Origin of the sequence: Winogradskyella sp. (assembly GCF_025210595.1) — a bacterium.
Lineage (GTDB): Bacteria > Bacteroidota > Bacteroidia > Flavobacteriales > Flavobacteriaceae > Winogradskyella.
In genome coordinates this window covers 1-13538 of sequence record NZ_JAOARH010000084.1, presented here as the reverse complement: position 1 = coordinate 13538, position 13538 = coordinate 1, and the positions used below count along the sequence as shown (strand labels likewise).

The window sequence follows — 13538 nt, the reverse complement described above, 5'->3', positions numbered from 1 at the left end:
TATCAAAAATTATGTAGGTTTGACTATAATTTAATGAACATTTAATCAACACGCATATTATGCCATTATCAGCCAATAATCCAAATAGAACCTCATGGTTATACGTTAATAAATATTCTGATTTTCCGATACAGAATATTCCATTTGGTGTTTTTTTAACTAGAGAAGATATTATCACCATCGGAACTCGAATTGGTGATACTGCCATAGATCTAGGAGCATTACATCAATTGGGTTACTTTGATGGCATACCGTTAACAGATGATATTTTTCTTCAAGACTCTTTAAATGATTTTATTGCTGATGGACGTAAAACTTGGCGTGCTGTTAGAAATCGTGTTGCTGAAATTTTTGACTCTAATAACGAAACTCTAAAAAACAATACTAAGCATAAAGAAATCATCTGTTTTCGATTAGATGAAATTGAAATGCAAATGCCAGTTCGTGTAGGAGACTATACAGATTTTTATGCCAGTAAAGAACATGCTACCAATGTTGGTACAATGTTTCGTGGTAAAGACAATGCGTTAATGCAAAACTGGCTACACTTACCTGTTGGTTACCATGGTCGTAGTTCTTCTATTATCACCACACATATACCTGTTCATAGACCACAAGGACAAACCTTACCTGAAGGCGCTGAAAAACCAGTATTTGGACCTAGTAAATTGGTAGATTTTGAATTAGAAATGGCATTTATTACCACAGACGCTAATGACTTAGGAGAATCAATTCCTGTAGAAGAAGCAGAAGAGTATATCTTTGGTTTAGTAGTATTTAACGACTGGTCTGCAAGAGATATCCAAAAATGGGAATATGTTCCTTTAGGACCTTTCTTAGGTAAGAATTTTGCTTCGTCTATATCTCCTTGGATTGTAACTCTAGATGCATTAGAGCCTTTTAGAGTAGAAAGCCCAAAACAAAATCCTAAACCTTTAGACTATTTAAAAACTAAAGGTAAACACAGTTTCGATATTAACTTAGAAGCGAGTATTATTCCTAAAGATGGTAAAGAAACTACGGTTTGTAAATCTAACTTTAAATATATGTATTGGAACATGGCTCAGCAATTAGCTCATCATACGGTTAATGGTTGTCCTGTAAATGCTGGAGATATGATGGGAAGTGGAACAATTTCTGGTCCTACAGAAGATTCTTATGGCTCTATGTTAGAATTAACCTGGAAAGGCACTAAACCTGTTAAAATGAAAGATGGCACAGAACGTAAATTCATTAATGATTACGATACTGTTGTAATGCGTGGCTATTGCGAAAATGATGATGTACGTATTGGGTTTGGGCAAGTAAAAACACAATTACTTCCTGTATTTAACCCAAAGAAGAAAAAATAAATTTCTATTTCATATAAAACTAAAAAAGCGCTGGTAATCAGCGCTTTTTTAGTTTGGCACAAAGATTGGTTAATACTACGTATAACCAATAAACACGAGATTATGAAAAAATCACTACTCCTTTTAGTCCTTGTTTCGGTACTCGTGTCTTGTAGTGCCAAAAAACAAATTGAAGAAGCTATTAGTCATGGTAATTATGACCATGCAATTTCTGAAGCTTTAAGAAAATTAGAAAACAATAAAGACAAAAAGCGTAAGCAGGCCTACGTCGTTATGTTAAAAGATGCTTATGATAAAGTCTTAACAGAAGATTTGACACAAATAGCACATCTTAAACAAGATGGCAATCCTGAATTATACAAAACCATTTACGAAAGCTATGCAGATTTAGAAGCTAGACAAAACGCTATTAAACGCATTTTACCTTTGAAGATTAATGGGAAATTGATCACTTTTAAGTTTAATAATTACAGTAATGCATTAGTTGAGTATAGATACAAAACGTCTGATTATTTAATGGATAAAGGTTTAGATCTATTAGATACTGAAGAAAAGTTTAATGCAAGAGAAGCGTATAATCTTTTTGATTATGTAAATAACATTAATCCAAATTTTGAAAACGTGATAGCATTGATGCAAGAAGCACATATTAAAGGCATGGATTACGTTAATGTATCTATAAAAAACGAAACACATCAAATTATGCCAGAGCGTTTAGAAAATGAATTATTAGATTTCAACACTTATGGTCTTAATCAATTCTGGACAACGTATCATGTAGTAGCAGATAATAATATAGATTATGATTTTGCTATGGAATTACAACTAAAGCAAATTAACATTTCGCCAGAACGAATTAATGAAAGACAATTACTAAGAGAAAAAGAAATTGTTGATGGTTGGGAATATCTTTTAGACGATAATGGTAATGTGGCAAAAGATAGTTTAGGAAACGATATTAAAGTAGACAAGATTGTAAATGTAAGAGCGCGTTTCTTTGAAGTTTTGCAAACCAAGTCCGCACAAGTCATTGCAGATGTAGTTTACAAAGATTTAAAACAAAATCAAGTAATAGATGCTTTTACAATAGATAGCGGTTTTACTTTTGAAAACATCTTTGGACACTATAGAGGAGACCGAAGAGCATTAAATAGAGATGATAAAAATCTACTAAGACATAGACAAGTACGTTTTCCTAGCGATGAACAAATGGTCTATGACTCTGGTGAAGACTTAAAATTACAACTCAAAGACATTATTAATTCTTACAGATTAAACAGCTAATAAGCAACAACTTAAACAAAACTCCTGCTCATAGTAGGAGTTTTTTTATTATAGATGTTATACTAATGTAATGACTTGCAACTTTAAGTCTTTCTCTATAAAACATTATTTTTAGGAAAAATCTTATAAATAGACGCAACCATTATAAATAAAACTCATCTTTTACCAAAACACAATCAACGATGAAAAAATTTACGCTTCTATTTTTAGTCCTATTTCAGTCCTTTGTATGCTTTTCTCAAGATCCAATAGTGTATTTATCAGGCGGAGGAAATGGTTACTCTGTTATTGAGGGCAATTCTTATTCGTTCTCTATTAACTTATACAGTGCATCTCCTACTGATGTTATTGTAGATATTACAACTATAGATAATACAGCAGATACTAGCGATTATTCCCCTTTAACAACTACAGTTACAATTCCCGCTGGTCAATTAAGTAGTAATACACTTACTATAAATACAACCAACGATTCTGTAATTGAAATCAATGAATATTTTCAAATAGAAGCTACTGTTACTTCTGGTAATACTTCTAATACCGAAGTACTGAGTAACATTACTATTTGGGATAACGACGAAACTCCAACAGTGGAAACATATACCACTTCCCCAAGCATTGTTGAAAGCAATAGTTACTTATTCAATATTCGTTTAAGTAATTATTTTAATTCTGATGTTACAGTAGATTTTTCTACTACAGCTGGTACTGCAGACGCTTCAGATTTTATCCCTACAACAAATTCCGTAACTATACCAGCTGGACAAAGAGCTGGATATTTTACAATTGCTACTCAAGACGACACGCTTGTTGAGCCAGACGAAACCTATACCATTACTGGTACAGTAACTTCAGGTAACACAACCAACAATACCATAGCAATAACGGTTACCATAATAGATAATGATACAACACCAGAATTTACAATTAGTGACGGAACTGCTTACGAAAATTACAACAATGCATATGTATATGCGCGTTTAAATAGAGTTTTTAATTCTGATGTAGCTATAGAGATTACAACATCTAACGGAACAGCAGACAACTCAGATTACACAAATATTACACAAACAAAAATTATAACAGCAGGTAACATAAGTGCTACATTTCAAATTAATATTATAGATGATTCGTTAGATGAGCCTTTAGAATATTTCAACATTACAGCCAATACAACTTCGGATAATACAACAAACACAACTGAAACTAGCACTGTAAGTATTATTGATAATGATGGCTTACCAGACTTTTATTTACAATCTCTTGGATACAATGAAAGTGATGGTTTTGCAGCAGTGGAAGGATTTGACCTTAAATTTAGACCTGTATTAAGACACCCTAGTCCAGTTGATACCGAAATAACCATAACCACTACAAACGGTACTACAGATAACTTAGACTATACAACATCTACGCTTACAACGACGATTCCTGCAGGACAAATCATAAATTATAATGAGTCTTTAAGTTATCCGACAATTTTAGACCAGCTAGACGAAGATGATGAAACTCTATTTATTAATGCTGCAGTTACATCTGGCAATACATATAATGCAAACTACACAGCAGAAGCAGTCATTTTAGATAATTATGCTATTAACGCACAACCAGATGTGATTACTTCTATTGTGGAAGTTGGCACCACATTTCAGGTTTTAGATAATGATACTTTTGAAGGGTTACCTGTGGATGCATCAGATGTAAACATATCCTTAATTGGAACAAATACTTTTGGCATTACATTAGATGCATCTGGATTATTGACCGTTCCGTCAAATCTTCCCATAGGATATTACCCTCTAGAGTACCAAATATGTGAGTCTGCAAACCCAACAAGTTGCGATACTGCAAATTTTACCGTAATCGTAGAAAGCCCATTAGATGTCTCAATTGCAATCTCTTTTGTAGACTTTAATGGAGATGGCTATACTAGTGCTGGAGATACTGTATTATATGAATATACAGTAACTAACAATGGTAATGCACCAATTACAGACATAGACACTATTGACACTTATTACTCACTAGATATTGTTGGAGGGCCTTTAGCAAGTTTAGCTGCTGGACAATCTGACTCTACAACCTTTACCGCAACACATGTTTTAACGCAAGAGGATATTAATTATGGCTATTATGGAAACAATCAAGAAGAAATCAGTTTTTATGGAACTTATTATGGTTATGAAGTTAGTGATTGGGCATATGAGGATTTTAGCTTAGATTATTCAGATGGTATAAAATTCAATGCTTTTGTAGATACCAATGGAAACGGAACTCAAGAAACCGATGAAATTAATTTCCCTTTAGGTGAGTTTAATTATGAAATCAACAATGATGGAGTTATACATTATTTATATGGATGGCAACACTATTTATACGAGTCTAACCCAACAACGTCTTATGATTTAAATTTTGAAATTAATCCTGAATATGCAGCTTACAATACAACTTCAGCAAGCTATACTAATGTTACTGTGCCTGAAAACTCAGGAATGACAACTTACGATTTTCCAATAACCGTAACACCTTACGATGATTTATCTATTGAAGTTGTTTCAGCCTTTAATGCTGCTGTACCAGGGTTTGATTACTATAATTATTTAATTTTTAAGAATAATTCTAACCAAACTATAAATACTGCTACAATTGAATTTTTCATGGATAATGCGCTTAACTTAATTGATGTAAGCGAATTACAACAAAATTGGTGGCAATACAATCCTGCTACACCAATAATAACAGCAACAGGATTCACTTACGATTTCAATGATTTATTACCATACCAAACAAGAAGACTTAGAGTTAAAATGTCTGTACCTACATTACCAACAGTGAGTCTTGGGCAACTGGTAACAAACTCAGCAACAATTGAAATGTTGCCAGCTGAAGTTAATCCTTCAAACAATAGCTCTAGTATTACACAAACTATTGTAGGATCTTATGACCCTAATGATATTACTGAAAAACATGGAACTGAAATAGTTCATTCTACATTTACAACAGATGATTATCTAACATATACGATTCGTTTTGAAAACACAGGAACAGCAAATGCTATTAACATTAGAGTTGAAGATATTTTAGACGATCAATTAGACGAAACCACATTAAGAATGATAGATGCAAGCCACGATTATACTTTAGAGCGAGTTGGTAAAAACCTAGAATGGAATTTCTATGCTATACAGTTACCACCATCTGAAGAGGATGGAGATTCTCAAGTTGGTCATGGTTATATAACATTTAAAGTAAAACCGCATCCAGATTTTGCAATTGGTGACGTAATACCAAATACAGCAGAAATTTACTTTGATTTTAACCCTGCAATTATTACCAATACTTGGACAACAACATTTGTAGAAAGCTTAGGTATAGATGATGAGGAATTTAATACACTTACAGTTTATCCAAATCCGATGAAAGACAAACTTTTAATTTCTAATAATTCAATTATCAATACTTTAGAAATCACTTCAATTTCTGGTAAACAAATGTACACTAAAACTATAGACAGTACATCTATTGAAGTAGATGTAAGCGAATTTGCAAGCGGTATTTATTTCTTAAAGATACAAAGTGAAAACAATGAGAAAATTATAAAAATCATTAAGGATTAAACTTTAATTAACTTAAAACAAAAACCTCTCACATTAATTAAAATGTGAGAGGTTTTTTGTTTTTTTAAGCTTTTCGACAATTACCACATCACTTTATTTTTACAAACTCAACACATTGCCTAGCTTAGCTTATATTTATTAATGACACAAATTTGATTATTTTTAACCCATGAAGCATATTGTTGTATTAACTGGTGCTGGTATGAGTGCCGAAAGTGGTGTAAAAACTTTTAGAGACCATGATGGTTTATGGGAAGGACATGATGTTATGAAAGTTGCTTCACCAGAAGGTTTTAAACAAAATCCAGAGCTGGTTTTAGAGTTTTACAACCAAAGAAGACGACAACTAAAAGAAGTACAACCCAACCAAGCACATAAGGATATAGCTGCCTTAGAAGAGGACTATAAGGTTACCATTATTACTCAAAATGTAGATAATCTTCATGAGCGTGCAGGCAGTAGCGATGTAGTCCACCTACACGGTGAACTTACCAAAGTACGTAGTACAGGTAACTCTAAGGATATTAAAGTCTGGACAGAAGATATTAAACTCGGAGATACTTGTGATAAAGGCTATCAATTACGCCCTCATATTGTATGGTTTGGAGAAGATGTTCCTATGATGGATATTGCCATAAAAATATGCTATGCCGCAGATATTTTGTTGATTATTGGCACAAGCATGCAAGTTTATCCTGCAGCGAGCTTAATGCATTATGTACAACCAGATACATCAATTTATTATATAGATCCTAAACCTGCCACTATAAGAAACTCTAATATTAATGTTATAGCAAAAACTGCTACAGAAGGCATGAAGTATTTTAAAGATATTATAAAATAGTTATAAAAAAACAAGCATCAATATCTTAAAAATGACCTAAATAGAGAGACGAAATTAATGACAAAAAAGTAAAATAGTTCTCCCGTTAAGCAACTATTAAAAGAAATTTATAATATTTAAAGAATAGAGAGAGATCAAAAGCCTCTAATTAAGAGGCTAAAATATATCTGAGAAATAAATAATATTTTACTTAAAAAATTATGATTTTGTGAAAACAATAGTAAAATCTTCTGTAACATCTACTGTTTGATTATTAACTTCATCATACAATTCCATTTCAAATCCATTAAGAATAGTAACGGTTAAAGTATTTCCAGAAATAGTTCCTACAATATTACCTTGTTCATTGTCATTAGTTACTGTTATAACATTTCCATTTTGTGTCCAAGTAGAGCTTAACCCAAAACCATTTTGGCACTCAAAATCTTGTTCATTATTATTATTCACAAAAATGTAAGTAAAGTCTATATCAATTGTAACATTACCGCTATCAAAAAACTCAATAAAGTTACCATCATAACAAGATGTTTCTTGAAACAAATCTCTTGATGCATTACCATCACCATCAAAATCGAAAGAAGATTCTACTAAAAGTGAGCTTACTAACCATTGCCCTTCTGGTGTTAATGTTACATTTCCTTCATCATCTGAAGAACATGAAGCAATAATTAAACAAGTAATAAAGACTAATAATAATTGAATTTTAACTTTCATGATAGTATTGATTTTGATTATACACTACTACATCGAAAGTTTAGAAAAACGTCATCAAAACACTAAAAATTAATCTTGATCAGTCAGTTTAAAAAAATCATTAACTGGCTTATTAAACACTTTAGACAATTTTAAAGCCAATACTGTTGATGGCACATATCTATTGGCTTCAATAGAGTTGATGGTTTGCCGAGATACGCCTATTTTTTTTGCCAAATCTTCTTGTGTTAGACTTAGAATAGCGCGCTCTACTTTTATGGTATTCTCCATTATCTATAACGTTTTAAAGAATGGTAAAACATTAACTGAATCATAAGCATAAACAGTAACACCTGAAAATCTCCCAATTCTTTATACGCTTCACCGCCAGAATGCACCACGTTAGACACCCCAAACTCTACATAAGGCATTACCAAAGCATAGATAACACCAACAATAAATGCAATAGCATAAGATTGTGCTCTTAGACTTATGGTCATCTCATCTTCTATTTTATCTTTAGAAAGAGACATAATTAGCATACCAATAAGCAAGACTTTTTGTAGCAGTAACTTTAACCATTCTGTATCACCATCCATAGCAAATGCTCTAAAAAACATCATAATTATTGATAGTATTGCTATAGCTAAACCAATTATCATAAACTGATGAGACAACCTAAACTTGCCTATTTTTAAAAGACGATTGCGCTCACAATCGATTAATTTTTCTGTATTCATAATTGACAAATATATTTTACATTAAGTAAAGATAATTTTACCATATAGCAAATATATTTTACATTTTGATTTCAAACAAGAGTTTTAACAAAATATTGAGTTGATAAAATTCAATGAATGTTCCTAAATAGTAATAAAGATTATGGTTTTAAAGCTTAAAAAGATTGGTCTCTAAAAAGAATAGAAATTATATCCTTTATCTATTCTTTTCCTCTATCCATTTACTTAAATACTTAGTACTTTGCAGCGTTTGGTGTTGTAATAAGTTACCAATAAAATTTTGTTGACGATGGGTTTTTAAATTCTTTCTCAAATCTTCAATTTTACGCGCAAATTCTCTTTGGAAGTGAGTTTTATTAAAGCGTTCATTTAAAACTTTAAAACCATTTTTTTGTTTATTTTGCCAGACGTCTGCATTTGTATAAAGCGCAATTGCTTTTTGGATAAAAGCTTCTGGCTTGTTTTCTATAAAACCATTAGATTGAAAATCTCCAAACATACCTTCTGCTGCGATGCTAGACATCACACAAGGTGTTCTGTTTTGCATGGCATCTACCAATTTTCCCTTTAAACCTGCACCAAAACGTAAAGGCGCTAAACAAACTTTGGCATTTTGCATAACGTCATTCACATCCTTTGCAAAGCCTTTTATAATAAATCCTTGTTTTAGGTTATGTAATTGGGTGACTTTCTGAGACTCATAAGCTCCATAAATATGTAATTCGGCTTTTGGTAATTGCTCCCTAATTTTAGACCAAATATGCTGCTTTAAATACAGAATCGCATCGTAATTTGGTGGATGTATAAAATTACCAATGGTTATAAAGTGTTGACGCTGCTCAAAAGGTGGCAACTGATTTTGTTGGTGTTCTAAAACAGGTTCTAACAAAAATGGCAAATAATAGAGTAAGCTTTTATCTATCTTAAACTGCTTTGTTAAAATTTCAATCTCAGCCTCAGAAATCATCAGACTTAAATCACAACGATACATACTTGCTATTTCGCGCTTTGTGGTATCATTCTGTAGATGCTCAATCTTTACCTCAACACCATTTTTAAGTGCTAGCTCTCTAGCTTTACGCAAACCATGAAAATCTTCTGTATCTAAAACACGTAATGCATCTGGGCAATGTTCTGCTACACGCCAACCATATTGCTCTTCAATCATAAACCTATCAAATAACACAACATCTGGCTTTAAACCTTTTATAAAATCATTAAACGAGCTATCATTCAAAAGAATATCTTGGGTCTTTACTCCTATTTGAGATAGATCATAAGTGTTTTGAGACCTATTAGCAGCAGAGGCAAATGTAATTGCATAATCTTGGTTTTTAAATTGCTCAATAAGCTGTAACATTCTGCTACCAGCAGCAGAACTTTTAGGCTCTGGCCATACAAACCCAATAATTAATAACCTTTTGTTCATATGGTAAAATTCTAAAAACTAAATCACAATTCTAGTATTTTCTTTTAGAATTTAGTTTTTGAAATTTGATGATTCATTTTTACTGAGGTTCTTTTAAGAAGACATATTTAATTCTTGCCGTTTTCACCCATGCTTCAACAGCTTCTATTTGTTCTTTAGATAGTTTTGCTTCGCTATGCGTCCATGTATAACTTGGCAATGGCATGTGACCTTCTTCTACTTCTTCTGCAAGTTCTTCAAGCTTATGGTCTTTTTTCTTATCTGAATAATCATTCCATTTAGATATATTAAAATCTCCTTTACCATGTTTTATATGGTCTGCCATCCAATAATTAACTGGTGTAATACTACTATACCAAGGATAACGTGTGTGATCGCTATGGCAATCTAAACAAGCGTTCTTTAATATCAATTTTACATCTTCTGGCGGATTAGTATCTGTAAAAAAAGCTTCTACCGAAGTAATATCTCCATCATTTTTTTCTGGCCCAAAGAACTGAGCTATTACAAATACAACTAAAAGGAATAATAAGAGTTTTTTTAAAATCTTCATATTTAATTAATTTAGAAGTTTAAATTTACATTAGTTTAATAGATTTTCGAAAGAAAATTACATAGAAAACAGATAGACTTTAAATTTACTAACACTTAAGCTCTTAGATTATGCTTTAATTGCTTTTATAGCCATTAAATGTAATATCTAAGCATAAAACGCATTGTGTAATACACCATATTTTGACCAAAAATCAGCTTTATAAAGAATTAAATTACGTTAATCACTCTCGCGATAATCGCAGCTATTTTGCATCACTTTTATTAGATAATCCAGATTATATTCAACATTTTTTAGACATTATGTTTATGGTTGATGATAAATCTTCTCATAGAGCAGCTTGGGTATTTGAGTTTATGTGTGGTAAAAATTTAGAAGCAGCTCTTCCGTATTTAGAGTATTTTACAAAAAACATGAGGTTGGTACATCATCAATCTGCCATAAGACCTGTTGCAAAAATTTGTGAGTATTTGGCAAAAGCATACTATGCCAAAACGGATAATTTAGTAAAAGTAGCCTTAAAACCTATTTATCAAGAACGTATTATAGAAGTTTGCTTTGATTATATGATAGAGCCTCAACATAAAATAGCACCAAAAGCGTATTCTATGAATACGTTGTTCTTATTTGGAAAAGACCATGATTGGATTCACCCAGAACTTGCCATAATCTTAGAACGAGATTATGCCATGCAAAGCTCTGGCTTTAAAGCAAGAGCAAGGCATATTCTCGAAAAAATCAATAAATAAGAATGTAATAAAAAACGTAACGTATTTAAGTTCTATTTCTTTTAAACTTTATACTTCTATCTATACACTTTTAAACTTACTTCCTTATCTTTGAGGCTTCAAAAAATTTAAGAGAGCATATGGCACTTACAGCACTTAGCGCAATTTCACCAATAGATGGTAGATATAGATCTAAAGTAGAAGCTTTAGGTAATTATTTTTCGGAAGAAGCATTGATTAAATATCGTGTTTTAGTAGAAATTGAATACTTTATCGCGCTTTGCGAATTGCCTTTACCACAGTTAACATCTGTTTCTAGCTCTATTTTTGAAGATTTAAGAGCTATCTACAAAAACTTTTCTCCTGTTGATGCTTCTGCAATAAAAGAAATAGAAAAAGTAACCAATCACGATGTAAAAGCTGTTGAATACTTTATTAAAGAAAAATTTGATGCTTTAGGTCTATCTGAACATAAAGAGTTTATTCATTTTGGTTTAACTTCTCAAGACATTAACAATACAGCTGTTCCTTTGAGTATAAAGGAAGCTATGAATGATGTATATGTACCAGAATACTTAACAGTTTTAAATAGACTAGAAGAACTTGCTGAAGAATGGAAAAATGTTCCAATGTTAGCAAGAACGCATGGGCAACCTGCTTCTCCTACTCGATTAGGAAAAGAAATCGATGTTTTTATAGTAAGATTAAAAGAACAATTTAATTTATTAAATGACGTACCAAGTGCTGCCAAATTTGGTGGTGCAACCGGAAACTTTAATGCACACAAAGTAGCATATCCTAATATAGACTGGAAAGCTTTTGGGACTAAATTTGTACAAGAGACCTTAGGTTTACAACACTCTTTTCCAACAACTCAAATTGAGCATTATGATCATATGGCTGCTTTGTTTGATGCGTTAAAACGTATCAATACGATATTGGTAGATTTGGATCGTGATATCTGGACCTACGTCTCTATGGATTACTTTAAGCAAAAAATCAAAAAAGGTGAAGTTGGAAGTAGCGCAATGCCTCATAAAGTAAATCCTATTGATTTTGAAAATAGTGAAGGTAACTTAGGAATTGCAAATGCTATTTTTGAGCATTTATCTGCAAAGCTTCCAATCTCTCGTTTACAAAGAGACCTCACAGATAGTACTGTATTACGTAACGTTGGCGTGCCTTTTGGACATACTATTATTGGGTTTAAATCAACTTTAAAGGGTTTAAATAAATTATTACTGAACGAAAGTAAATTTGCTGAAGATTTAGAAAACAATTGGGCTGTAGCTGCTGAAGCAATTCAAACTATTTTAAGAAGAGAAGGTTATCCTAATCCTTACGAAGCATTAAAAGGACTAACACGAACTAACGAAGCGATTACCCAAGTATCTATATCTAACTTTATTGATACTTTAGAAGTTTCTGACACTATAAAATCTGAATTAAAAGCAATTTCGCCAAGTAATTACACAGGTATATGAGACTCTTTCCTCTAAACAAAAATACTGTTGCATTACTATTGGTTACAACGGTTGTAGTCGGTTTTTTTGCTGCAGGAATGTTTAAGGTATTAGAATATTTTATTGTTAAAGTATTGTTGTTTTTGGGTTATGGAGCTTTAACTATTATCGCGTTTTGGAATGCTTTAAAAAACGACACTAAAAAAAACCGTCCTGAAGACAAACTTCAAGACGATTTACATTAACATTTAAATAATTGTTAGTAATTAGTTTATTTAAAAAAGTCTGTTAGACCATTTAAGTTAGTGTCGTCAAAATTCATATCCTTCAATACAGATTGAAGAGACATTAATTTGCCTGCATTCATATCGTCACCTAGTACTCTAGCCACAACAAAACCTCTATCATTTGCATTTCCAAATAATATAAGCTCATCAATACGTTCTACTTCGCCAATAAACTTTACTGTAAATTTACCATCAGTGCTATTACCACCTCGCATTAACTCTTGGTATCTAGGATCTTTTAGAATGGTTTTAACCTTATCTAATTCAACTTTATACTCCTCCTTATTACTCTCATCTATTGTAAAGGCTAAAAAGTTAAGCTTATCAATAGACTCATAAGCTTCTTTCTGTTCTTTAGTAAGATCAATGTTTTCTACATTAAGTAAGCTAGCAGGTGCATCTCCAGATATAAATCCTGGTTTAAGTTCGTTATCTACAAAGTAAGTTTGTAATGTTGGCCCTTGGTTGCAACTTGTAAAAGCTACAACCAAAAGCAACATTGTTATTGTTTTTTTGATTGACTGTACCATAACTAATTAGTCATTTTT

General features: G+C 31.9%; 13 protein-coding genes. 7 read left to right on the top strand and 6 right to left on the bottom strand.

Annotated features, from left to right (window positions below):
* Positions 1-59 precede the first annotated feature (59 nt).
* The 4 genes from fahA to N4A42_RS09000 all read left to right on the top strand — a co-directional run bounded on the left by fahA (position 60) and on the right by N4A42_RS09000 (position 7097).
* Positions 60-1352, top strand: a complete 1293-nt coding sequence (gene fahA, locus N4A42_RS09015) for a fumarylacetoacetase (protein WP_294073063.1) — start codon at positions 60-62, stop codon at positions 1350-1352.
* Between the two features lie 102 nt (positions 1353-1454).
* Positions 1455-2636, top strand: a complete 1182-nt coding sequence (locus N4A42_RS09010; RefSeq protein ID WP_294073060.1) for a hypothetical protein — start codon at positions 1455-1457, stop codon at positions 2634-2636.
* A gap of 182 nt (positions 2637-2818) precedes the next feature.
* On the top strand, positions 2819-6253 hold the full coding sequence (locus N4A42_RS09005; protein ID WP_294073057.1) for a Calx-beta domain-containing protein: 3435 nt from the start codon (positions 2819-2821) through the stop codon (positions 6251-6253).
* A 169-nt stretch (positions 6254-6422) separates the two neighbouring features.
* Positions 6423-7097: an NAD-dependent deacylase gene (locus N4A42_RS09000; RefSeq protein WP_294073054.1), complete on the top strand. Its 675-nt coding sequence runs from the start codon at positions 6423-6425 to the stop codon at positions 7095-7097.
* Positions 7098-7295: 198 nt separating this feature from the next.
* Here N4A42_RS09000 and N4A42_RS08995 read toward each other — a convergent pair whose 3' ends face one another.
* From N4A42_RS08995 to N4A42_RS08975, 5 genes are all read right to left on the bottom strand, one after another.
* Positions 7296-7811, bottom strand: coding sequence for a hypothetical protein (locus tag N4A42_RS08995; protein ID WP_294073051.1), 516 nt, complete (start codon positions 7809-7811; stop codon positions 7296-7298).
* Between the two features lie 69 nt (positions 7812-7880).
* Complete coding sequence (locus N4A42_RS08990) at positions 7881-8081, bottom strand: helix-turn-helix transcriptional regulator (RefSeq protein ID WP_294073048.1); 201 nt, start codon at positions 8079-8081, stop codon at positions 7881-7883.
* The gene (locus N4A42_RS08985) at positions 8081-8530 is read right to left on the bottom strand and encodes a hypothetical protein (RefSeq protein WP_294073045.1); all 450 of its coding nucleotides are present in this window, start codon (positions 8528-8530) and stop codon (positions 8081-8083) included. The genes N4A42_RS08990 and N4A42_RS08985 overlap by 1 nt, the downstream gene beginning before the upstream one ends.
* A gap of 196 nt (positions 8531-8726) precedes the next feature.
* Positions 8727-9959: a glycosyltransferase gene (locus N4A42_RS08980; RefSeq protein WP_294073043.1), complete on the bottom strand. Its 1233-nt coding sequence runs from the start codon at positions 9957-9959 to the stop codon at positions 8727-8729.
* A gap of 79 nt (positions 9960-10038) precedes the next feature.
* On the bottom strand, positions 10039-10512 hold the full coding sequence (locus tag N4A42_RS08975) for a heme-binding domain-containing protein (RefSeq protein ID WP_294073040.1): 474 nt from the start codon (positions 10510-10512) through the stop codon (positions 10039-10041).
* A gap of 182 nt (positions 10513-10694) precedes the next feature.
* Here N4A42_RS08975 and N4A42_RS08970 point away from each other — a divergent pair, with 182 nt between their 5' ends.
* The 3 genes from N4A42_RS08970 (at position 10695) to N4A42_RS08960 (ending at position 12948) form a co-directional block, all read left to right on the top strand.
* Positions 10695-11261, top strand: a complete 567-nt coding sequence (locus N4A42_RS08970; protein ID WP_294073037.1) for an adenylosuccinate lyase — start codon at positions 10695-10697, stop codon at positions 11259-11261.
* A 119-nt stretch (positions 11262-11380) separates the two neighbouring features.
* Positions 11381-12724, top strand: a complete 1344-nt coding sequence (gene purB / locus N4A42_RS08965) for an adenylosuccinate lyase (RefSeq protein ID WP_294073034.1) — start codon at positions 11381-11383, stop codon at positions 12722-12724.
* On the top strand, positions 12721-12948 hold the full coding sequence (locus tag N4A42_RS08960; protein WP_294073031.1) for a hypothetical protein: 228 nt from the start codon (positions 12721-12723) through the stop codon (positions 12946-12948). The genes purB and N4A42_RS08960 overlap by 4 nt, the downstream gene beginning before the upstream one ends.
* Before the next feature lie 26 nt (positions 12949-12974).
* On the opposite strand, the gene N4A42_RS08955 is transcribed toward N4A42_RS08960, so the two are convergent.
* On the bottom strand, positions 12975-13520 hold the full coding sequence (locus N4A42_RS08955) for a DUF4252 domain-containing protein (protein WP_294073021.1): 546 nt from the start codon (positions 13518-13520) through the stop codon (positions 12975-12977).
* Between the last annotated feature and the right edge of the window lie 18 nt (positions 13521-13538).

What these genes read in the sequence shown, in the direction of transcription:
- N4A42_RS08980 (WP_294073043.1), bottom strand. Translation starts at nt 9,959, where the DNA reads ATGAACAAAAGGTTATTAATTATTGGGTTTGTATGGCCAGAGCCTAAA.
- N4A42_RS08990 (WP_294073048.1), bottom strand. Translation starts at nt 8,081, where the DNA reads ATGGAGAATACCATAAAAGTAGAGCGCGCTATTCTAAGTCTAACACAA.
- fahA (WP_294073063.1), top strand. Translation starts at nt 60, where the DNA reads ATGCCATTATCAGCCAATAATCCAAATAGAACCTCATGGTTATACGTT.
- N4A42_RS09005 (WP_294073057.1), top strand. Translation starts at nt 2,819, where the DNA reads ATGAAAAAATTTACGCTTCTATTTTTAGTCCTATTTCAGTCCTTTGTA.
- purB (WP_294073034.1), top strand. Translation starts at nt 11,381, where the DNA reads ATGGCACTTACAGCACTTAGCGCAATTTCACCAATAGATGGTAGATAT.
- N4A42_RS09010 (WP_294073060.1), top strand. Translation starts at nt 1,455, where the DNA reads ATGAAAAAATCACTACTCCTTTTAGTCCTTGTTTCGGTACTCGTGTCT.
- N4A42_RS08960 (WP_294073031.1), top strand. Translation starts at nt 12,721, where the DNA reads ATGAGACTCTTTCCTCTAAACAAAAATACTGTTGCATTACTATTGGTT.
- N4A42_RS08985 (WP_294073045.1), bottom strand. Translation starts at nt 8,530, where the DNA reads ATGAATACAGAAAAATTAATCGATTGTGAGCGCAATCGTCTTTTAAAA.
- N4A42_RS08955 (WP_294073021.1), bottom strand. Translation starts at nt 13,520, where the DNA reads ATGGTACAGTCAATCAAAAAAACAATAACAATGTTGCTTTTGGTTGTA.
- N4A42_RS08995 (WP_294073051.1), bottom strand. Translation starts at nt 7,811, where the DNA reads ATGAAAGTTAAAATTCAATTATTATTAGTCTTTATTACTTGTTTAATT.
- N4A42_RS09000 (WP_294073054.1), top strand. Translation starts at nt 6,423, where the DNA reads ATGAAGCATATTGTTGTATTAACTGGTGCTGGTATGAGTGCCGAAAGT.
- N4A42_RS08975 (WP_294073040.1), bottom strand. Translation starts at nt 10,512, where the DNA reads ATGAAGATTTTAAAAAAACTCTTATTATTCCTTTTAGTTGTATTTGTA.